This is a genomic window from Dechloromonas sp. A34 (assembly GCF_026261605.1).
Taxonomy (GTDB): domain Bacteria; phylum Pseudomonadota; class Gammaproteobacteria; order Burkholderiales; family Rhodocyclaceae; genus Azonexus.
Genome location: NZ_CP102486.1, coordinates 1,492,621 through 1,514,197, shown reverse-complemented (window position 1 = coordinate 1,514,197; position 21,577 = coordinate 1,492,621). Strand labels below are relative to the sequence as shown.

Sequence of the window (21,577 nt, the reverse complement as noted above, 5' to 3'; positions counted from 1 at the left end):
GATATCGTGTTTCAGCGTCAGCCTACCCTGTACATCCAGGGCATTCGCGACATGGCCACCGAGCAGTCGGGCCGCCCCCCCAGGATCAGCAGCAAGCCCACCAACATTCCCAGCACGATTTTCTGTGAGGATGAGGCGTTAAGGAGCCATTGCCTGATCGCCCCGGCCAAGCCGCCGGCGACAACCCCGCCATGCAGAATTTTGCTGCGGCCGCTACGCTTTTCACGGAAGGCAGTATAGGTGGCTTCTGCCCACTGAATCTGCTGCGGGGAGGCTTTGCGGCGGACCCATATATAGCCGCTGGCCTGCCCGCTTTCACGGATCGGCGTGGCGTTGCTCCACACCCAATAGTAATCGCCATTCTTGCAACGGTTCTTGATCATGCCCGCCCATGGCCGCCCCGCCTTCAGGTCTCGCCACATATCCTCGAACACCTCGAGCGGCATGTCCGGATGGCGCAGGACACTGTGTGGCTGCCCCAGGAGCTCAGCCTCGGAAAAGCCGCTGATCTCGACGAAGTCCCGGTTGACATACGTAATGTTCCCCAGGAGATCGGTCTTCGAGACGACCAGGACATGGTCGTCGAGAGCAACTTCGACAGGGTTGGCCGGCTGGTTATTTCGCATCGTGTGCAATCCGTCAGTGTGTCCTGATTATTAGAATTCGGACCATTCGTCATCGCGCGGCGCCGAGAGCGCAGGCACGTTGCCGGACGTCAGTCTTTTCGCTGGGCGCACCCCCAACTTGGCCGCCAGCACTGATTTTCCACCAGGCCGGATGGCCTCGAGGAGGCCGATGACGCGCTGCGAGCGCCCGGAAAACTCACCGGCAATCCGCTGCCGGGCTGCCCTGGCGTCGCCCGCAAGATACGCCCGAATGACCTCCGCCGCACTACGATGGAAGCCTGCATGCTCGGCCTTGAGCTCGGTATAGCGGATACTTCCGCTCAACTGGCGACCATCGCCATGAATCCAGCAACCGAGCGCACATTGGTCGTCACGGCCGACGACGGCTGGGTCGAGCGACTCACCGCCACCGGCCACATAGTCGAGCAGGCGCTGCTTCCACCGGCCATGCGCCAGGATCGCGCCGTCGATATCGAGACCTGACAGATTCTCCTGGTGATCGACCAGCACGCCACCCGGCAGTCGAAAAACCGCAACGCTCCGGGCCAGGCCGCGCGCCTGCGCCTCCAGGCTTTCCGCTGCGGCAGCAGCCTCTTCGACCAGCGCCGCATTCTGCTGGGTCATCTCGTCCATCTGGGTGACGGCCCGGCTCACCTGCTCGATACCGGCACTCTGTTCGCGGCTGGCATCAGAAATGTCAGTCATGATCGTCGCCACCCGCCGGATGCTCGATACCACCTCGGCCATGGTCCGCCCTGCTTGGTCGACCAGTCGGTTGCCGACCTCGACCTTGTTGACCGAATCCTCGATCAAGCCCTTGATTTCCTTGGCGGCTGCCGCGCTGCGCTGCGCCAGATTGCGCACCTCGCTGGCGACCACGGCAAAACCACGGCCCTGTTCGCCGGCTCGCGCCGCTTCGACCGCCGCATTCAAGGCCAGGATGTTGGTCTGGAAGGCGATGCCGTCGATGACGCCGATGATGTCGGCAATCCGGCTACTCGACTGGTGGATGGCGCTCATCGTCTGCACCACCTGACCGACGACTTCGCCGCCCTTGATCGCTACCTGCTGGGCATTGCCTGCCAGGTCGCAAGCCTGACGCGAGCTGTCGGCATTCTGCTTCACGGTGCCAGTTAACTGCTCCATGCTGGAAGCGGTCTCTTCGAGGCTGCTGGCCTGCTCCTCCGTCCGTCCGGAGAGGTCCTGGTTGCCGGCCGCGATCTCCTTGGCCGCAGTACTGATCGCTTCGGTGGCGCTTTTGATGGAGAAGACAATTTCCTTTAGGTGGTCGACCGTCGCATTCGCATCGTCGCGCAGCTTGCCGAGCATGCCGCGGTAATTGGCGTCGATCTTCTGCGTCAGGTTGCCTTGGGAGAGACGCGCCAGCATCTCGCCAACATCGTTGAGGGCATGGGAATTGGCATCGAGCAACTCGTTGATGCCAGTGGAAATTTGTCTGAAAAATCCGCTCATCTTGGCGACATCGAGGCGCCGATTGAAATCGCCAGCCACCGCGGCATCGATGATTGCGGATACTTCGCTCTCGATTTCGACTTCTGACGTCCGGTCACGCCATTCGACCACCGTACCGAGAAGATCCCCGCCCTGATTGACGATCGGGCTGGCAACCAGGGTGAAGTGACGGCCACCGATGCTCAGTTCGGTCCGCTGTGCGCGTTGGAGTTCCCCCAGCAGGCTGGTCTGGTGAAGCGGGGTCTGGTAGCAGTGATCGAAACCGGAATCGAGAATGGCATCGGCACGGAAGCCGGGCAACGCCGTGCGGATGTCCTCTTCAGCCCGGCGCATCATGCCGAGAATGGAGGCATTGCAGTAGATAATGGTGCCATCGGGGTCCGCCACCATGACGTTGGTCGAGGTGAAATCAAGTGCCACCTTGATGCGCAGCGTCTCATCGGCGACCTTGTGCTCGGCCTCGGTGCGCTGCTTGAGATCGGACTGCATTTTCTCCAGGGCCAGCATCAGTTGGGCCGACTCGTCCGCCCCGGAACGATCGATCCGGTTGTCCAGGTTGCCCGCCGCCACTGCTTCGGCGACCTTCACGGCATCCTGCAATGGCCGGGTTATCTGGCGGGTCACCCAGACTCCGGAGGGAATCATCACCGCCACGGCGACCAGCATCAGCAGCAGCAGGGTGGTTCGCACGCTCGATTCGATGGCACTTATTTCGGCGAGATCTGCACTGCTGTTCTCATGCTGAAGCTCGACGTAGTCACCGACGGCATCAAACCAGGCCTGGAGTTTTGGCTGAAAATCCTCGAAAAAAAGCCTTTCGGTCTCGGGATGATTGCCCGCCTTGATCAACTCGAAAAGCTGTTTGATCGTCGCTTCCGCGGCCTGCCGGGCCGGCAGGATACGACCGACGATTTCCTTGCCGCGCGGCGAAATGGTGCTCTCGACGACCCGTCTTTCAGCGGCGAGGTAGTTGGCCATATCGGCGTCAACTCGGGCCTTTTCTGCGAGTTGCTGTTCAATCTCTTCCTGCACCAACGCCGTACGCACATGCTGGCCGATGAGCAGGTTGCGCATGCGCATATCGACCGCCAACTCGGCATTCACGGCGTTTTCATTGACGATCCGCTCGACCTTGTCACCGATCTGGTTCAGGCTGAACAAGGCAATAGCGACCACAAGGAGCACCAGGACCAGCGCCCCGGCCGTGGTCAGAATCAGGCGGGTACCAATTTTGTAGTTCCGAAAATCTAACATTTCAGGTCTTCCGGTTAAGGCTGCTAGCGACTATTCGCTGGCTGAATCAATCAGTTCCATCTCCGCGCTGGTCATCAGGCGTTCGATGTCGGTCACGATCATCATGCGCGAGTCCTGGGCGGCCAGGCCAAGGATGTACTTGGTATCGAAGCTTCCGGAGAAATCCGGAGCCGGCCTAATCTGCGCCGGGGTCAGTGAAATAACGTCGGTGACGGCGTCGACAACAGCCCCGACCACTCGCCCGGCGACATTGAGAATGACGACCACGGTAAAGGGGGTGTATTCGATCTTGCCCAGATTGAACTTGATGCGCAGGTCGACCACCGGAACGATGATCCCGCGCAGATTGATCACTCCCTTGATGAAAGCCGGAGCGTTGGCAATCAGGGTCGGTGGCTCGTAGCCACGAATCTCCTGCACCTTGAGAATATCGATCGCATACTCTTCGCCACCCAGCGTGAACGTCAAGTATTCGCTGGCGACCTGATCGCCCTCACTGGCCAATGCCTTACCCTGTGTCGTCATTTCCATTTTTTGCTCCTCATTGGGCCGTCAGTCGGCTCTCTGCATGTTCGATCGGGCCATCCCGGCCAGGGCGGAGACGTCGAGTATCAGGGCCACTTGGCCGTCTCCCATGATGGTCGCCCCGGATACTCCCGGCACCCGTCGATAATTGGCCTCCAGGCTTTTGATCACCACCTGATGCTGCCCGACCAGGGCATCGACAAAGAGAGCGATCTTGGCACCATCGGCTTCGATCACGACCAGGATGCCCTGAGCGAAATCGTTCGCCGCCGACTTGAGATTGAATATCTCATGCAGCACAACGACCGGCAGGTATTCGCCACGAACCTGGATGACCTGCGCCTGATTGGCCAACGTCTTGATCTCGCCAGCCTGGGGCTGCAGCGATTCTAGAATGTGAGCCAAGGGCAGAATGTAGGTCTGATCGCCCACGGCGACCGACATGCCGTCGAGGATAGCCAGTGTCAGCGGCAAGCGGACGGTCATCCGGGTCCCGATGCCGAGCATCGACTCGATCTCGACGCGACCGCCCATCGACTGGATGTTCCGGCGGACCACATCCATCCCGACGCCACGCCCGGAGACGTCGGTAACTTGGTCCGCTGTCGAGAACCCAGCCTCGAAAATGAGGTTGAACACCTCCGCGTCAGTCATCTGCTCCGCTACGGCCAGTCCGCGTTCGCGTGCCTTGGCCAGAATCTTGTCGCGCGGCAAGCCAGCTCCGTCATCACCAACCTCGATGACGATATTGCCTCCTTGGTGGTAGGCCTTCAGCGTGATCGTACCCGCCGGACTCTTGCCAGCCTGCACACGTTTTTCTGGCAACTCGATCCCGTGGTCGAGACTGTTGCGGATCAAGTGGGTCAATGGATCGGCAATGCGCTCGATCAATCCCCTGTCGAGCTCAGTCGTCTCGCCGGAGGTTTTCAGTTCGACCTGCTTGCCCAGTTTGCCAGACAGATCTCGCACCACGCGCGGAAAACGCGAAAAGACAGAGGAAATCGGCATCATCCGGATCGACATCACCGATTCCTGCAAATCGCGGGTGTTCCGTTCCAACTGGACTAATCCGTTGATCAACCGCTCGGGCGCGCTTTCCTGCATCTGCATTGCGGTCTGCAACAACATGGCCTGGGTGATGACCAGTTCCCCCACCAGATTGATCAGTTGATCGACCTTCTCGACTCCTACCCGGATCGAGGATTCCGCTGGCCCCGCAGTTTTTGCTTGACGGCCCGCGCTCGATATCACCGGTGCCGGTTTTTCGGCCGACTCCGTGGCCAGCGCCTCGCCCTCAACGTTGCCGGCGGGTTCCGCACCCACTGCGGCAGGAGGCGTGAGCGGCGCAAAAAAGCCGTAGGCGTTGTTTTCCTCAGCCAGGTTCGCGGCCGGCAAGGGCGCGAAAAATCCAAAACCTTCATCCTCTGCCGATGTTTCCTGTGGCGCCGATAACGCATCGAGCGGCGCAAAGAATCCGTAAGCACGATCCTCCCCCGGCCCGCCAGAAGTATCTTCGGAAAAGCTGAAGACAGGGCCGCCGTTGAGTTCGATCGACTTGTCTTCGGCAACCCGCCAGGCGCCATTTTCGGCGACAAAATCGATCTGCTCGGAGAAGGACTCTTGCGCCAGCGCGGTAGTCAGGCGCAATTGCCAGAATCCCACCTCGTGGGCGCCCCCTCGGGTTGGGCGAGGATCTCGAGTTCACCGCAAGCGCGGAGTTCGTCAAGCAGATTGACGACACCATCACCACTGGCGGAAACCTCGGTCGGCACGAATTCGATACTGTAGGCGAGCCGACCGGCCGGCTCGAGCGCGGATATGACGTGCGATGCGAGACTGGCCGGGACTGCCTCCAGCCCCGGTACTGGGGGCGGCACGGGAACCTCAACTGTAGAAGCCTCGGCCGATAGCTGCCGCAAGCGGGAGCAAACCGCCTCGACGGCGCATGCATCAACCTGTCCCCGTCCTTGGTGGGCCTCCAGCATTTCACGCAGCACGTCGCCAGCTTTGAGGAAGGCATCCACCATCTCCGGGCGCAGAGCGAGTTCCCGCTTGCGAATGCGATCGAGCAGGCTCTCCAGAATATGTGTCGTTTCAGACAGATCGTTGAAGCCGAAAGTGCCGGCGCTACCCTTGATCGAGTGAGCTGCGCGAAAAATGGCATTGAGCTGCTCGGCATCCGGATTCTCGACATCCAGATCGAGCAGGAGCGCCTCCATTGCCGCCAGGTGTTCTGCCGACTCCTCGAAGAACACCTGATAAAACTGACTCATATCGATAGCCATGCTATTCCCTCAGCGCGCCACGCCACCCGCATGCCGCGGGCAATGAATGCAGCCGGCACGCAGGCCAGCCCGTCGCCCCGGCTCAGCCGATGACCTTGCGGACGACTTCAATCAGTTTCTGCGGATCGAAGGGTTTGACCAGCCAGCCGGTCGCCCCGGCAGCGCGCCCTTGGGACTTCATGGTGTCGGAGGACTCTGTCGTCAGCATCAGGATGGGGGTCGACGCATATTGCGCCATGGCGCGCAGGCTCTTGATCAGGGTCAGGCCATCCATGCGCGGCATGTTCTGATCGGTCAGCACGAGATTGATGCTACGGGCCTTGGCTTTGTCCAGGCCATCCATGCCATCAACCGCCTCAACGACTTCATAGCCGGCACTCTTCAGGGTGAATGACACCATCTGACGAATGGATGCAGAATCATCAACAGCAAGAATGGTTTTCACCATGGTTTCCTCATTTATTGAATCAGCGCAGCGCAACATCACCGCGGGTGTGGCCGGTACGACGAATCACCCGTTACCCCCGGGACCGGGGCACTCAATTTTCCACCAGTATCCCGACAGACGTTGCCTCGGCGCCAAACGCACCTCCTAAACCATAGGGGATGGAATCAACGGTGCATACCCGACAGCAGCCACGAGCACTTCATTAAGCGACCCTGGCGGGTCTTACCCAGATGTTCCTTTGCCGCTGCCGGGCAATTTCAAACCCTCCGGCACGGCCTCGTCGCTCGACAACTCGGATTCAGGCCCCTCTTCCTGAAGAATCGCCGACTCGGTCTTCTTATTCAGGACGACGATACTGATCCGGCGATTGACCGAGTTCAGGGGATCATTCTTGTCGAACAAGACAGTGGATGCCAATCCGACCACCCGCAAGACCTTGCTGTCGTCCATTCCGCCCACCACCAGTTCGCGCCGCGAGGCATTGGCCCGGTTCGCCGAGAGTTCCCAGTTGGAGAATCCTTGGGTGCCACCGCTGAATGACGCGGCATCGGTGTGTCCAGCCAGACTGATACGATTGCTGACGCCGTTCAGCGCCTTGCCGACCTGACGCAGGATCTCCCGCGTATAGGGCTTGAGCTCAGCACCACCAGAATCGAACATCGGCCGGTTTTGTTCATCAACGATCTGGATGCGCAGCCCCTCCGAGGTAATGTCGAGCAGCATCTGTTTCTTGAACTGGGCCAGTTGCGGGCTCTGTTCGATCATTTTCTCGATATCGGCTTTCAGGGCCTCCAGTCGCTCTTGCTCCTTGCGGCGGAACTCGGCCTGCGCCTCCTTGGAAAAAGAGGTCGTTTTCTTCTTTTCGACATCACCCTGCTTGACCTGACCGGACTGCCGCGTCAGATCCTTGCCCCCGCCCTGCAAGACGCTGGTCGCATCACCGGATCCGGCGCCGCCGCTCATCGCGACTTTGAGCGGGTTCTGAAAATGTTCGGCAATCCCCTGCAAATCTCCCTTGGCAGTTGAGCCAAGCAGCCACATCAGCAGGAAGAAGGCCATCATCGCCGTCACGAAGTCGGCGTAGGCGATTTTCCAGGCGCCGCCGTGCGCGCCGCCGGCAACTACCTTCTTGCGCTTGATAACTATGGGGCGTGTGGAGTCGTCGCTCATCGTATCGAATCAGGAAAAGGCAAAGGCTTACTTGCCTCGACGTGCCTTGAGTTCGTCCTCAAGTTCGATAAAGCCCGGCCGAACGTGCGAATCAAGTGTCTTGCGGCCGAATTCGATAGCCACCTGGGGAGCGTAACCCGACATCGAAGCCAGCAAAACCATCTTGATCATTTGATAGACTTTTCCGCCCTCTTTCGCCTTCTGCTCAAGCAAATTGCCCATCGGCTCGACAAAACCATAGGAAATCAGGATACCGAGAAAAGTCCCGACCAACGCCCCGCCGATCATCTTGCCGAGCACGGCCGGCGGAGAACCGACCGAGCCCATCACGTTGACCACGCCCATTACCGCAACCACGATACCAAAGGCCGGCACCGCGCCGGCTAGCTTGGCGATCACGTGCCCAGGCTCCGCCGCTTCATGATGATGAGTTTCCAGCTCGACATCCATCAGGCTTTCAATTTCGACGGTATTGAGGTTCCCCCCCACCATCATGCGCAAATAGTCCGTAGTGAACTCGATGACATGATGGTCATGGAGCAGATTCGGATATTTGCTAAAAATTGGACTGGCTTCCGGATTCTCGATGTCGCCCTCGATTGACATTAGCCCCTCCTTGCGCACTTTGGCAAGAATCTCAAAGAGCATTGCCAAGGTATCAACATAGTAGGCCTTGTCGTATTTCGTGCCTTTGAGGACACCCGGGATGGCCGCGACTGTAGCCTTGATAATCTTGATGTCGTTGCCGCCGACAAAGTAGCCTATCGTCAGGCCGACAATCGCAACGTACTCGGTCGGCACCCAGAGCGCGAGGAGGTTGCCGTGAAGAGCGTACGTTCCCAGCGATGAAGCCAGAATGATTACGTAACCGACGATTAGAAACATGCAAAGCCCCCTGGGGCGCCAGCCTTCGACTGGCGCAGATGCGCGTATTTATTGGTCTTCGCTATTGTAGCCACAGGCATCACCCGAGCGCAAAGAAAGAAGTGCCATTACTTATGCCTACCAGAGTTCAGACAGTCTTGGCAGTGCTAAACTGGGCAGAAATCTCAACCAATCAGCAAATTCCGTGATCCGTTACTGCATACACTGCGGCTCTGGCGTTTCCTTGACCGTTCCGGCCGGCGACAGCCTTCCTCGGCACGTATGTACAGCCTGCGGCCATATACATTATGAGAATCCACGGCTGGTGGTCGGCTGCGTCGTCGAACATGAAGAACAGATTCTGCTCTGCCGCCGTGCCATCGAGCCCCAACTCGGCTTCTGGACGCTGCCCGCCGGCTTCATGGAAAACGGCGAAACCACGACCCAGGCAGCCTGCCGCGAAACGCTAGAGGAGGCCGGGGCGCAGATCATCGTTGACGCTCCTTTTGCAATGATCAGTATTGCCCACATCAATCAAGTCCATCTCTTTTATCGTGGCCGGCTGGCCACACCAGCCTATTCAGCTGGCGAGGAAAGCCTGGAAGTCGAACTCTTCCGTGAGAAAGACATTCCCTGGCAAGCTCTATCTTTCCGTAGCGTCACCCTCTGCCTGGAACGCTATCTGAACGATCGAAAAAGTGGTCATTACTCTTTTCACGAAGCAGCACTTCTGCCACCGGCAGCACAATATCGATAGCCGACCGATGTAGCCAAGAGCGACCACAGCACATCACGAAGCAGTGCGTTCGCGCATCAGGTCTTAAAAAAACCCCCGAGGGCATTGCCGGACGGGGGTTTTCCACCCAGACGGGCAGAGCGGACTGAAGCGGGCTACTTGCCGAGCTTACGGCTTTCTTCGTCCATCTTGGCTGAATACATCTTGCCCATGGCGGCACCAATTACCAAGACACCGACGATAACAGCAAGACTCATCAGGCCAATATCGCTATTAAACAACAGTTCCCAAGCCATATGTTACCTCCCAGTAACAGAATAAAAACTACTTTCCCACTTTCGCCGACAGACGAAGCGGTTCCACTGAATCAGCCTGCCACTCTCCCTGGAGCCGCCACTGTCCTTCTGGGTCCTCAATCGAGACAAGCCAACGCCCGGAAATGTCAGCGGACAATTTCCCGCTATAGAAGCCAGGCCCCTCAGCATGCATCTGGACCGCCTGATCTTGGCCGGAGCGCGTCGGATGTGCCAGTTTCAGGACAATAGCTTCCGGCACCTTCGACGCACTGTCAGCACTGAGCATCAGCCGCACATTGAGGTCGGCACGCATCAGGTCGCCGTGCAGACCCAAGCTCGCCGCCTGCTGGTCACGATGCATACGCTGATTGACGGCCAAGCCCTGCTTGTAATAATCGTCTGTCACCAGGCCGTCATTACTTTCCACTGCCAGCCACAGCGTAATAAAGCCCGCTACGATAACGATTGCTGGGCCAGCCATCAAAAACCACGGCCAGCGCTCCTTGTACCAAGGTTGATTCTCACTACGTAAGGTCATCGTATTACTCATGTCATGGCATCAGGAAAGTGGCCTTCTCGAGAACCGCGATCTTGTCGTGATTCTGGGCCTTGATATCAAAATATATCGTGTTCGCCCCCTTCTTGCCGGAATCCGGCGGGACACGAACCACGACAGTCACTTCATAATTTTCAGCGCTGCCAACTTCGACAATACGCTCACCAACAATTTCAATCCCTTCCATCCCCTCGACCGACAACGCATAGCGCTTTGGCTCTTCGGTTGTATTCATGATCTTGAGGTTGTAGATATTTTCGATACGACCGTCATCGACCTCCCGCGCCAACGTTGAACGGTCGCGAATCACATCGACCTTGAGCGGAACCCTAATCGCTAGCGACCAGATTGTGGCGATGGTAATCGCGGTCAGGATCACCGTATACAAAATGATGCGCGGACGCAGGATGTGGCCAAGCACATCGGCAGACGAAAAATGCTTAGCCAGTGCATTTTCAGTGGTGTACCGAATCAACCCGCGGGACAAGCCAACTTTGTCCATCACCGGGTCACATGCATCGATGCAGGCACCACAGCCGATGCACTCGTATTGCTGCCCCTTGCGAATATCGATCCCGGTTGGGCAGACCACAACACACAAGCCACAGTCAACGCAATCCCCCTGACCGGCAGCCTTGGCATCTATCGCCTTTTTGCGGGCCCCGCGCGGCTCACCGCGCTCTGGATCGTAAGTGATAATCAGAGTATCTGGGTCAAACATTACCCCCTGGAACCTGGCGTACGGACACATATACTTGCAGACTTGCTCTCGCAAAAACCCCGCCTGCATATAGCAGAAGCCTGCATAGAAGAAGGTCCAGAACAATTCCCACCCGGAAAAGCCAAAGGGCAGCGCCGCCAATAGTTCGTCGACCGGTGTGAAATAGGCTACCAGCGTAAATCCAGTCCACAGCGACAAGATCAGCCAGATCGCATGCTTCAATCCCTTGATGGTGGCTTTGCGAGCCGTCAACGGCCCGCCGTCCAGCTTCAAGCGAGCAGCCCGATCCCCTTCGAGTCGGCTCTCAACCCACATAAAAATTTCGGTATAGACCGTCTGCGGACAGGCATAACCACAGAACAGTCGGCCAGCAACTGCGGTAAACAGGAACAATGCGTAAGCCGAGATGATCAGCAGCAAGGCAAGATAGAAAACATCCTGCGGCCACAACACCAGACCAAAGAGGTAAAACTTTCTCTCAACGAGGTGGAGCAATACCGCTTGGCGGCCATTCCACTCAAGCCAGGGAAGGCCATAAAAAAGAATTTGGGTTACCCAGACCAATACCCAACGCCAGGTATTCCACCAACCTTTGACGTCACGCATATAGACCTTCTTGTGTTTCTCGTAAAAAGAAACAACAGCGGCCTCTTCTGACGACTGGCCTTGAAGAATGTTTTCGTTGGGTTTCATGAAAGCTGTATCCGTATCAAAATTGCACTAGCCAACATCCCAGACGATGAACGCCAAGGCAATTTTGATACAGATCAGTGAACACTGATTAGAAATGAAAAACGGGGCGGCTAGCCGCCCCGTCCTTTTCAATTACTTGGCGCCTTGGCTCAGGCTGAGCACATAGGCAGACAACAAATGAACCTTGGCATCGCCAAGGAATTCCTTCCAGGCCGGCATCTTGTTCTGACGACCATTGGTGATCGTCTCGGTGATAGTCGCTTCCGACGAGCCATACAGCCAAACCTTATCAGTCAGATTGGGAGCACCAACGGCATGCATACCCGTTCCTTCCGGCCCATGACAGCCAAGACATCCGGCAGAAGCAAAGGCCTCTTTGCCCTTGGCCGCACGAACGGAATCGTTCGGCAGGCCAGACAGCGAACGGACGAAGTTTGCCAGATCCTTAATGGTATCGGCGCCGAGTTGGGCATGCGGCGGCATGACCCCCATACGGCCGTCAGAGATGGTCTGTTTGATCTGCTCCGGTTCGCCACCGTACAACCAGTCGGAATCGGTCAGGTTCGGGAAGCCCTTGGCACCGCGGGCATCCGCACCATGGCACTGCATGCAGTACGTCAAGTACATGCGCTTGCCCATTTCCATGGCCTGCTTGTCGCCAGCCACAGCCTTGAGATCCATCGCCATATACTTGTCGAACAGCGGTTTGACCGTGGCATTCATCTTGTCGACTTCCGCCTTGTGCTGCCCACCGGAGGTCCAGCCAAGCACACCCTTGAAATTGCCTAGACCGGGGTAAAGCGCGAGGTAAACAAACGCAAAAACCACCGTAATGACGAACATCCAAGTCCACCAACGTGGCATCGGATTGTTGTACTCCTCCAGAGTTTCATCCCAGACGTGACCCATGGTCTTGCCTGGCGTGAAAGTCGCTTTTCCCTGGACAATCAGCAGCACAACGCAGGCAAGAATACTTGCCACTACGATGACCACTACGTACAGGTTCCAAAAATCGCTAACGAAATCGCTCATTTGCTTTCCTTTTTTCAGCGCGGGTGCGATGCACGGGGCGTCGCACCCTCATCTTCATGCTCTGCGAACGGCAGGTTGGCAGCCTCGTCAAACCCCTTCTTGCTGCCCTTGGCATAAGCCCAACCGACAATACCCAGGAAACAGAGCAACCCGAGAACCGTCGTCATCGAACGCAGATCGTTGATGTCCATGGCTATTACTTGGTCGTCTTCAGAGCCGTACCCAGGCCTTGCAGGTAGACAATCAGAACATCAAGTTCGGTCTTGTCACCAATGGCAGCCTTGGCGCCCTTGATATCTGCATCGGAATAGGTCGGCAGACCACGTAGATTAGCCAACGTACGCAAAGCCCCCATCTTGCCTTCGATGTCGGCGGCAACCGAGTCCTTGGCCTTGGTGTTCGCCAGGAAAGCGAAAGCCGGCATGTTGGACTCCGGCACCACGTCGCGCGGATTGATCAGGTGAGCGCGTTGCCACTCGTCAGAGTAGCGGCCGCCGACACGCTGCAGATCCGGCCCCGTTCGCTTGGAACCCCATTGGAACGGATGGTCATAAACAAACTCGCCAGCGACGGAGTAATGGCCATAACGCTCGGTTTCAGCACGGAACGGACGGATCATCTGTGAATGGCAGTTATAGCAACCTTCACGCAGATAGATTTCGCGTCCGGCTACCGCTTCAGCCGAATATGCTTTCAGACCTTCAACCGGCGTTGTCGTTGATTTTTGGAAGAAGAGCGGAACAATTTCCAGCAGACCGCCCCACAGGACAACAAACAACGTGAGAACGATGAGCAGGCCTACGTTCTTCTCAATTTGCTCGTGTTTGATCATTATTATTCCCCCCTAATCAGGCGTGATGAGCGACCGGAACAACGATCGTCGCATCCTTGGTGTTGCCACCAGCCATGGTCTTGAACATGTTGTAGGCCATGATCAGCATACCGGACAGGAACAGTACGCCACCCAGCCAGCGGATTGCCCAGAACGGGTAGGAGCCCTTGACGCTTTCAACGAAGCTGTAAGCCAGGGTGCCGTCGGCATTGATTGCACGCCACATCAGGCCCTGCATCACACCGGAAATCCAGGTGGAAGCGATGTACAGCACGGTACCGATGGTGGCAACCCAGAAGTGAACCGTCATCAACTTGACGCTGAACATCTCGGTCTTACCAAACAGGCGCGGCAACAGGTAATACATGGAACCGATCGAGACCATGGCAACCCAGCCCAGAGCACCGGAGTGCACGTGACCGACCGTCCAGTCCGTGTAATGCGACAGAGCATTGACGGTCTTGATGGACATCATCGGACCTTCGAAGGTAGACATACCGTAGAAGGACAGGGAGGTGATCAGGAATTTCAGGATCGGATCATCGCGCAGCTTATGCCAGGCACCGGACAAGGTCATGATGCCGTTGATCATGCCCCCCCAGGACGGAGCCAGCAGAATCAGGGAGAAAATCATACCGACAGACTGGGTCCAGTCCGGCAGAGCGGTGTAGTGCAGATGGTGAGGCCCCGCCCACATGTACGTAAAGATCAGCGCCCAGAAGTGGACAACGGACAAACGATAGGAGTAGACCGGACGCCCCGCTTGCTTCGGCACAAAGTAGTACATCATGCCCAAAAAGCCCGCAGTCAAGAAGAAGCCTACTGCGTTATGGCCGTACCACCACTGAATCATTGCATCCTGAACACCGGCGTAGCAGGAGTAGGAACGCAGGAAGCCAACCGGAATTTCACAGCTGTTAACCAGGTGCAGCAGGGCAACAGCAATGATCATCGCGCCAAAGAACCAGTTTGCCACATAAATGTGGGCAACCTTGCGGGTGGCGATGGTGCCAAAGAAAACCACCGCATAAGAAACCCAGACCAGCGTGATCAGGATATCGATCGGCCACTCCAGTTCGGCGTATTCCTTGCCAGTGGTAATACCCAGCGGCAGCGTGATTGCAGCCAACAGAATGACGATTTGCCAACCCCAGAACGTGAAGGGAATTAGCGGACCACCCCAAAGACGGGTGCTGCAAGTGCGCTGAACGCACCAATAAGATGTTGCGAACAACGCACAGCCACCAAACGCAAAAATAACTGCGTTGGTGTGCAACGGACGCAGACGTCCGAAGTGCAGCCAGGGGCCGATATTTAATTCCGGCCAAACCAGCTGGGCTGCGATGATGACACCGACAAGCATACCGACGATGCCCCAGATGACAGTCATGACGGCAAATTGCCGTACGACCTTATCGTTGTATGTGGTTTGCGTTCCAGACATGAACCCACCTCTCGTTAATGAAAAGACTGAATGACCACCCCCCTTAAACCCAAGGCGGCACATGAAAGCGGATGGTATTCTAGATCAGGCGGGGCGTTTTGACATAGATCAACCCACGGAATATCTAGGTCGAATTAGTCAGAAGGACGTAGTTCCCGCCTAGCGGCCGGAGCGTGGACAAAAAAAGGGTGCGTCGTAACGCACCCCAACCCCAACAGAGAATATTCGTGAAGCCGACGCTTCACATGCCATGCATATTGCCGCCCGAATCGCTTCGATATGTTGACGCAGGTCAAACTTTCTCTGTTTTATCGTTTTCCGGGGTTTCAGCCTGCACTTTTGGCCGATCATCATCCATCAGGAGGCGGAAAGCCGGTCCCTCCAAATCGTCGAATTGACCGTTGCGTACCGACCACCAGAAAGCAAGGGCAATTCCGAAAACCAGAAGAACCGAAATCGGAATCAGAAGATAGACGCTTTCCATTAATCAGTCTCCACGCGCTGGATACGCAGTGAGTTGAGCACGACCAGCAAGGAACTGGCCGACATCCCTATTCCGGCCATCCATGGCGTGACATAGCCGGTGATGGCGAGGGGCAAGGCAACAAAATTATAGGCGAATGACCACCAGAGGTTCTGACGAATAACCCGTAGCGATCTGACCGCACGCCGTAATCCGTGACGCAGATGGTCAAGATTTTCCGAAAGCAACACAAAATCGGACTGCGTCCTGGCCAGTTGCGCCCCGCCGCCCATGGCGACCGAAACTTGGGCCTGCGCTAACACTGGCGCGTCGTTAACTCCGTCACCCACCATCGCCACGATCGCGCCGCCAGCCTGGAGCGCCGTCACGCAATCGTGCTTGCCTTGCGGGGTAACGCCGGCCCGGATTTCTTCAATACCCAGCTTCTGGGCCACGCGGTGAGCCACAGCCGGCGCATCACCGGTCAACAAGAGCACCTTTTTCCCACAATGCTTGAGCTCAGCAATGAGCGCCTTCGACTCTGGGCGAATTTCATCGCCGATCCGGAAAAACGCCAGAGCCCCGCCAGCATCACCCAAGAGCACGACAGTATCCCCACTTTCCAGCCAGTCAGTTGCCGCCTCCGGCAGGGGTACCTGGCTCAAGCCCATCACATAAGGGGCTTGACCGATACGATAACGCTGATCGTTGATCACCCCCTCAATACCCTGGCCGGGCTCGGCAAGGACATCCATCGCCGCCGGAGACGTATCTCCGGCTGCCCGCCGCAGCGCACTCGCCACCGGATGCTCGGAACTTTGCTCAAGGGCGGCGGCAATTGCCAGGCAAGCTTCTCGATCCAGGGCTCCGACGACACCGATATCGACCAGATGCATCCTCCCCGTGGTCAGAGTGCCGGTCTTATCGAAAACAAAATGCGTTGCCCGGGCCAGGGTTTCAATCGCGTGCCCCCGCGTCACCAGCAAGCCATCCTTGGCCAGCGCTCCAGCAGCAACGGTCAGCGCAATCGGTGTCGCCAAGGAAAGGGCGCAGGGGCAGGTCACGACCAAGACCGACACGGTGATCCACAAAGCCTTGCCGGGATCAACAAAATACCAGCCGACAGCGACTAGCACAGCCAGGACCAGTAGCACGGCAACAAAGTAGGTCGCCACACGGTCGGCCACTTCGACGATACGTGGCTTTTCTGTTGCCGCCCGCTCCATCAGATTAATGATGGCCGACAATCGCGTTCCCTCACCAACCTGCTCAACCTGGACAACCAGTGGACTTTCAGCATTGACGGAACCACCAGTCACCGCATCACCCGGCGACTTTGCCACTGGCCGACTTTCACCAGTCAGCAAGGATTCGTTGGCACAACTGATCCCCTCGATAACCCGGCCATCCGCCGGCACGATATCGCCGGCCCGCACGAGGACATAGTCCCCCGGGTGCAGGTCCGCGACGACCCGCTGCTCGGTGCTGCGGTCAGAGGGAAAGCCGGGCAATTTCTGGGCAAAGGCGGGCAGCAACTTGGCCAACTCTTCGGTCACACTCAATGCTTTCTGACGCGCAGTCATTTCCAGGAAGCGGCCACCGAGCAGGAAAAAAACGAACATCGTTACCGAGTCGAAATAGACCTCTCCCGACTGGACCAGCGTCGCCCAGCAACTGGCCGCAAAGGCGGCACCGATCCCGAGGGCGACCGGCACATCCATGCCGACACGACGTAATTTCAGATCGCGCCAGGCGCTACGGAAAAATGGTGCCGACGAGTAAAAGACCACCGGCAGGGTCAGCAGGAGACTGGCCCAGCGCATCAAACTCTCGATATCGGCAGACATTTCGCCGTCGGCGATGTACACCGGAAAGGCGTACATCATTACCTGCATCATGCCGAAGCCCGCCACCCAGACCCGCCACAGCGCGCCGCGCCGTTCCTTGCGCGAAAGCTCCTCGTTCTTGGAGGCGTCATAGGGATAGGCGCGATAACCAATGGCCGCAATCGCCCCGAGAATATCGGAGAGACTGATTCGGGACTCATCCCAGCGTACGCGCGCCCGTCGGGTCGCGTAGTTGATATCGACCGCCGTCACCCCTGGGAGCTTGCCCACATGCTGCTCATTCAACCAGATACAGGCAGAACAGGTGATTCCTTCCAACAACAGGGAAGCCTCTCGCTCGTTCTCGCCGAGTTTCTTGACGAAACTTTTCTGGAAGTCAGCATGATCAAACATTGCCAGTTGATCCAGGATCGCCGGCTTTGCCTCGCGCGGGGACTCCGGCAAGGCATCACGACTCCGGTAATAATCCTGCAAGCCGTTATCAACGATTGACTGCGCGACAGCCTGGCAACCAAAACAGCACATGGCACGCGAATCCCCGGCAATTTTCACCGACAGATCGACATCGTCGGGAATCGGCTGGCCGCAGTGATAACAGGAAGTTTCGGACATGCAATAAAAAAGGCACCGAAGTGCCTTTTTGGTCAATGGCGGAGCCGAAGTATAGATTATTTGGTGCCCATCCGGATGGCACCGTCGAGACGGATTACTTCACCATTGAGATAGGCATTTTCGACAATATGCTTGACCAGCGCGGCGAATTCGGCCGGCTTGCCCATTCGGGTAGGGAACGGCACCATTTTATTGAGCGAGTCTTGGACTTCGGGTGGCATGCCAAGCAGCATCGGCGTCTCCATGATGCCCGGTGCAATGGTCATACAACGAATTCCGCTACGCGCCAGCTCCCGGGCCACCGGCAGAGTCAACGCAACAATCCCGCCCTTCGACGCCGCATAGGCGGCCTGCCCGAGCTGCCCCTCATAAGCTGCGATCGACGCCGTATTGATAATTACCCCCCGCTCGCCGCCAGCATCAGGCTCGCCTTTCAGCATCGCCTCAGCCGCCAGACGGATCATATTAAAGGTACCGACCAGATTAATAGTGATGACTTTGGTGAAGCTTTCCAGTCGATGCGGCCCATCCTTGCCGACAACTTTCTCAGCCGGCGCGACACCAGCGCAGTTGACCAGTCCGTGCAGCCCGCCGAACCTTGTAATCGCCGCCTGGATGGCATCGACAGCAGAAGCCTCGCTGGCCACATCAGTTTCAACAAAACAGGCAGCCGAACCAAGTTCCGCGGCCAGCTTTTCACCGGCCTCGCGATTGAGGTCAGCCAGGACAACGCTCCCACCGCCCTCAACCAAAGCGCGCGCTGTCGCGGCCCCCAGACCAGAACCTGCTCCGGTCACAAGAAATACTTTTTCATTTATTTGCATAACCACTCTCCTTGTAAAAGCGCAACGCAAGACATTTCGGCAGCGCTCTCCAGACGGTACCGTATGGAAAAAGGCACATAGTACCCGCTGACCCAAGGTCAGAAAAAGGGGCATGCTACAAAAAGATCAAATCAGAGTATCTGCGCCGCGTATTCTTGGCTTTTGCCACCCCGCGCAACTAGACTGAATTAGTCAGTTGAATTTAGTACTCAAACAAGCGGAGGTTGCCATGTCCATCTTCGACTCCCCTATCGCCCGTTGTGAAACGGTCCGCGAAATGGTTCTCACCGACGAAACGCAGGCCGAGTGCGCTCGTGAACATGAATGCCCACCAAGCCGGGTCTGCCCACTTGACGGATACTTTGTCGAACGGAGAGAACAGAGCGCCATGTCTAGCAACACCCCGCCCCGGCACTGATACCGAAACCAAGTCGGCCACTGCGAAGAAAACCGCCTGGCCAGTCCAACGATGTTTGCGAATTTTTACCGTCGCAGCACACATAACACTCGGACTTCATTGCAGGCTCGAACCCACGTAACCGCTGCAGCTGCTTCAGGCGACGATGCGGAGTGGTGGTAAACAGCCAAGCGTGCCGAGCGCAATCGAGTCAGGGTGTTCGACGCCTGAGCGGCCACTTTAGGGCGCTATCCAACAGCCGCAGAGATATGCTCGATCAACTGGCGCGACAACACCGATTTGGGTCCGGGGGGCAGCGGGTGCACACCGGCATCATCAAACAAGACCAGCCGGTTGTCGTCGCCACCAAAGCCATCCTGAATCAGATTGCCGGCAATCAGCGGAATGTTTTTCTTGCGCCGCTTGGCTTGGGCATAAGCCTCCAGATTACGACTCTCCGCCGCAAAGCCGACGCAATACGGGGCACCTTCCAGGGCAGCCACCTCGGCGAGGATATCCGGATTTTCGATCAGCTCGATCGGCGGAATACCGCCGGTATCCTTCTTCAATTTGTGCTCGGCGGCATTGGCTACCCGGTAATCGGCCACCGCTGCCACGCCGATGAAAATGTCCGTCGCGGCGACGCGTGCCATTACTGCCGCGTGCATATCCAGCGCACTCAGCACATTGATGCGCTCGACCCCTTGCGGCGCATCAAGCCCAACCGGACCGGAAACCAGCGTCACCTCGGCCCCAGCCTGTCGCGCCGCCCGGGCCACGGCGTACCCCATGCGTCCGGAAGACCGATTGGTAATTCCGCGCACCGGGTCGATGGCCTCGAAGGTGGGCCCCGCCGTAATCAAAACCCGTTTGCCGGCCAGTACCTTCGGCGAGAAGAACGCGATCACCTCCTCAAGAATCTCTTCCGGTTCCAGCATCCGGCCGACGCCAACTTCACCGCAGGCTTGCTCGCCACTCGCCGGGCCAAGCATCTTTATGCCATCCGCCAGCAGTTGGAGCACATTGCGCTGTGTAGCGGGGTTTTCCCACATCTGGCGATTCATTGCCGGAGCAATCAGCAAGGGGCAATCGCGCGCCAGGACCATGGTCGCCAGCAGATCGTCGGCCATCCCGTGCACCACGCGTGCCATGAAATCAGCCGAGGCAGGGGCAACCAGAATCAGGTCTGCCTGGCGCGACAGGTCGATATGTGCCATGGCATTCGGCATCCGGCCATCCCACTGGTCGGTAAATACCGGCCTGCCGGAGAGCGCCTGAAAGGTCGTGGTCGTGACGAAGTGGGTTGCCCCGTCGGTCATCGCCACCTGAACGTCCGCCCCCTGCTTGGCCAGCAAACGAAGCAGTTCGGCGGCCTTGTAGGCGGCAATCCCGCCGGTGACGCCGAGGACGATACGCTTTCCCTGTAATTCCATTGTCTTAACGCTAGAATATGTGTTTCCCCATTCTAACGGAAATAGTATGGCGATCAGCGACTGGCCAGAGAGCGAACGACCACGGGAACGATTGCTGGCACTTGGACCGACCGCCCTCTCGGACGCCGAATTGCTGGCCATCTATTTAAGAGTCGGTGTCCGGGGCAAAAGCGCAGTCGATCTGGCACGCGACCTGTTGCTGCGCTTCGATGGCCGACTGAGTACCCTAGTCGACGCGTCGCTGGACGAGCTGGCCAGTGTTTCCGGCATCGGTCGAGCCAAGGCCGCCCAGCTTAAGGCCAGTTTTGAACTGGCACGCAGGGCACTGACCCAGCAAATGTCCGCCCGCGACATGCTGACCTCGCCAGGTCAGGTCCGCGACTGGTTGCGCCTCAAACTGGCAACGCGCAAGAACGAAGTCTTCATGGCACTCTGGCTCGACGCCCAGAACCGCTTGCTGAAAGCTGATGAATTGTTTACCGGCACACTGACCCAAACCTCGGTCTACCCTCGAGAAGTAGTCAAAACCGCCCTCGAACACAATGCCGCTGCGGTCATCCTCGCCCATAATCATCCATCCGGCCTGGCCGAGCCGTCGCGCGCCGACGAAATGCTCACGCGCAGCCTGAAAGAGGCTCTGGCTATGGTCGATGTCAAATTGCTCGACCATTTCATCGTGGCCGGCAACGCCACCCCGCTCTCCCTGGCAGAACGAGGCCTGCTATAAAAACAACAAACCACTTGAAATCATCAGCCGGTTTTGGTTATACTCACGGGCTTTCTTCTAGCGAATTCTGGAGCAGCAATCATGGCGCGAGTCTGCCAAGTAACGGGCAAAGCCCCGATGGTTGGGAACAAGGTTTCCCATGCCAACAATAGAACGAAGCGTCGCTTCCTGCCGAACCTGCAGTACCGCCGCTTTTGGGTTGAAAGCGAAAACCGCTTCATCCGTCTGCGCGTTTCCAACGCCGGTCTGCGTGTTATCGACAAGAACGGCATCGACACCGTGCTGGCCGATCTGCGCGCCCGCGGCGAAGTCTGATTAA

22 protein-coding genes are annotated in these 21,577 nt (G+C 57.6%); 3 read left to right on the top strand and 19 right to left on the bottom strand.

The window, feature by feature from the left end; all coding sequences use genetic code 11:
• Positions 1 to 17 precede the first annotated feature (17 nt).
• From NQE15_RS07585 to motA, 8 genes are all read right to left on the bottom strand, one after another.
• On the bottom strand, positions 18 to 626 hold the full coding sequence (locus NQE15_RS07585) for a PAS domain-containing protein (RefSeq protein ID WP_265948099.1): 609 nt from the start codon (positions 624 to 626) through the stop codon (positions 18 to 20).
• A 30-nt stretch (positions 627 to 656) separates the two neighbouring features.
• Positions 657 to 3,353 carry a methyl-accepting chemotaxis protein gene (locus NQE15_RS23820; RefSeq protein ID WP_323054956.1) on the bottom strand — a complete coding sequence of 899 codons (2,697 nt, stop codon included), beginning with the start codon at positions 3,351 to 3,353 and terminating at the stop codon, positions 657 to 659.
• A gap of 30 nt (positions 3,354 to 3,383) precedes the next feature.
• The gene (locus NQE15_RS07565; RefSeq protein WP_265948097.1) at positions 3,384 to 3,884 is read right to left on the bottom strand and encodes a chemotaxis protein CheW; all 501 of its coding nucleotides are present in this window, start codon (positions 3,882 to 3,884) and stop codon (positions 3,384 to 3,386) included.
• 21 nt (positions 3,885 to 3,905) lie between these two features.
• Positions 3,906 to 5,525, bottom strand: a complete 1,620-nt coding sequence (locus NQE15_RS07560; RefSeq protein ID WP_265948093.1) for a chemotaxis protein CheW — start codon at positions 5,523 to 5,525, stop codon at positions 3,906 to 3,908.
• On the bottom strand, positions 5,516 to 6,163 hold the full coding sequence (locus NQE15_RS24030; RefSeq protein WP_265948089.1) for an Hpt domain-containing protein: 648 nt from the start codon (positions 6,161 to 6,163) through the stop codon (positions 5,516 to 5,518). Before NQE15_RS24030 ends, NQE15_RS07560 begins: the two co-directional genes overlap by 10 nt.
• A gap of 82 nt (positions 6,164 to 6,245) precedes the next feature.
• Positions 6,246 to 6,611, bottom strand: a complete 366-nt coding sequence (locus NQE15_RS07550) for a response regulator (protein ID WP_265948086.1) — start codon at positions 6,609 to 6,611, stop codon at positions 6,246 to 6,248.
• Between the two features lie 222 nt (positions 6,612 to 6,833).
• Positions 6,834 to 7,781 carry a flagellar motor protein MotB gene (gene motB, locus NQE15_RS07545; RefSeq protein WP_265948084.1) on the bottom strand — a complete coding sequence of 316 codons (948 nt, stop codon included), beginning with the start codon at positions 7,779 to 7,781 and terminating at the stop codon, positions 6,834 to 6,836.
• Between the two features lie 27 nt (positions 7,782 to 7,808).
• On the bottom strand, positions 7,809 to 8,666 hold the full coding sequence (gene motA / locus NQE15_RS07540; protein WP_265948082.1) for a flagellar motor stator protein MotA: 858 nt from the start codon (positions 8,664 to 8,666) through the stop codon (positions 7,809 to 7,811).
• A gap of 187 nt (positions 8,667 to 8,853) precedes the next feature.
• Here motA and NQE15_RS07535 point away from each other — a divergent pair, with 187 nt between their 5' ends.
• Positions 8,854 to 9,402, top strand: coding sequence for an NUDIX hydrolase (locus NQE15_RS07535; RefSeq protein WP_265950167.1), 549 nt, complete (start codon positions 8,854 to 8,856; stop codon positions 9,400 to 9,402).
• Between the two features lie 134 nt (positions 9,403 to 9,536).
• On the opposite strand, the gene NQE15_RS07530 is transcribed toward NQE15_RS07535, so the two are convergent.
• The 11 genes from NQE15_RS07530 to coaBC form a co-directional block, all read right to left on the bottom strand.
• Positions 9,537 to 9,677, bottom strand: a complete 141-nt coding sequence (locus tag NQE15_RS07530; RefSeq protein ID WP_265948079.1) for a DUF3149 domain-containing protein — start codon at positions 9,675 to 9,677, stop codon at positions 9,537 to 9,539.
• Between the two features lie 28 nt (positions 9,678 to 9,705).
• Positions 9,706 to 10,227: a FixH family protein gene (locus NQE15_RS07525; protein ID WP_265948075.1), complete on the bottom strand. Its 522-nt coding sequence runs from the start codon at positions 10,225 to 10,227 to the stop codon at positions 9,706 to 9,708.
• 1 nt (position 10,228) lies between these two features.
• On the bottom strand, positions 10,229 to 11,647 hold the full coding sequence (ccoG, locus tag NQE15_RS07520) for a cytochrome c oxidase accessory protein CcoG (RefSeq protein WP_265948072.1): 1,419 nt from the start codon (positions 11,645 to 11,647) through the stop codon (positions 10,229 to 10,231).
• Between the two features lie 132 nt (positions 11,648 to 11,779).
• On the bottom strand, positions 11,780 to 12,679 hold the full coding sequence (gene ccoP, locus NQE15_RS07515) for a cytochrome-c oxidase, cbb3-type subunit III (RefSeq protein WP_265948070.1): 900 nt from the start codon (positions 12,677 to 12,679) through the stop codon (positions 11,780 to 11,782).
• Between the two features lie 14 nt (positions 12,680 to 12,693).
• A complete protein-coding gene (locus tag NQE15_RS07510; RefSeq protein ID WP_265948068.1) occupies positions 12,694 to 12,870 on the bottom strand; it encodes a cbb3-type cytochrome oxidase subunit 3 in 177 nt (58 codons plus the stop codon).
• Between the two features lie 5 nt (positions 12,871 to 12,875).
• Positions 12,876 to 13,508, bottom strand: coding sequence for a cytochrome-c oxidase, cbb3-type subunit II (ccoO, locus tag NQE15_RS07505; RefSeq protein ID WP_416336533.1), 633 nt, complete (start codon positions 13,506 to 13,508; stop codon positions 12,876 to 12,878).
• A gap of 19 nt (positions 13,509 to 13,527) precedes the next feature.
• Entirely contained in the window at positions 13,528 to 14,955 is a 1,428-nt protein-coding gene (gene ccoN, locus NQE15_RS07500) for a cytochrome-c oxidase, cbb3-type subunit I (protein WP_265948066.1), read from the bottom strand.
• Positions 14,956 to 15,247: 292 nt separating this feature from the next.
• Entirely contained in the window at positions 15,248 to 15,439 is a 192-nt protein-coding gene (gene ccoS / locus NQE15_RS07495) for a cbb3-type cytochrome oxidase assembly protein CcoS (protein ID WP_265948064.1), read from the bottom strand.
• Positions 15,439 to 17,877 (bottom strand): heavy metal translocating P-type ATPase, encoded by a 2,439-nt coding sequence (locus NQE15_RS07490; protein WP_265948060.1) that lies wholly within the window; start codon positions 17,875 to 17,877, stop codon positions 15,439 to 15,441. Before NQE15_RS07490 ends, ccoS begins: the two co-directional genes overlap by 1 nt.
• A gap of 56 nt (positions 17,878 to 17,933) precedes the next feature.
• A complete protein-coding gene (locus tag NQE15_RS07485; RefSeq protein WP_265948058.1) occupies positions 17,934 to 18,701 on the bottom strand; it encodes a 3-hydroxyacyl-CoA dehydrogenase in 768 nt (255 codons plus the stop codon).
• A gap of 645 nt (positions 18,702 to 19,346) precedes the next feature.
• Positions 19,347 to 20,531: a bifunctional phosphopantothenoylcysteine decarboxylase/phosphopantothenate--cysteine ligase CoaBC gene (gene coaBC / locus NQE15_RS07480; RefSeq protein ID WP_265948055.1), complete on the bottom strand. Its 1,185-nt coding sequence runs from the start codon at positions 20,529 to 20,531 to the stop codon at positions 19,347 to 19,349.
• Positions 20,532 to 20,577: 46 nt separating this feature from the next.
• Here coaBC and radC point away from each other — a divergent pair, with 46 nt between their 5' ends.
• Positions 20,578 to 21,258 carry a RadC family protein gene (radC, locus tag NQE15_RS07475; protein ID WP_265948053.1) on the top strand — a complete coding sequence of 227 codons (681 nt, stop codon included), beginning with the start codon at positions 20,578 to 20,580 and terminating at the stop codon, positions 21,256 to 21,258.
• Positions 21,259 to 21,339: 81 nt separating this feature from the next.
• Complete coding sequence (gene rpmB, locus NQE15_RS07470) at positions 21,340 to 21,573, top strand: 50S ribosomal protein L28 (RefSeq protein WP_265948051.1); 234 nt, start codon at positions 21,340 to 21,342, stop codon at positions 21,571 to 21,573.
• Positions 21,574 to 21,577 lie beyond the last annotated feature (4 nt).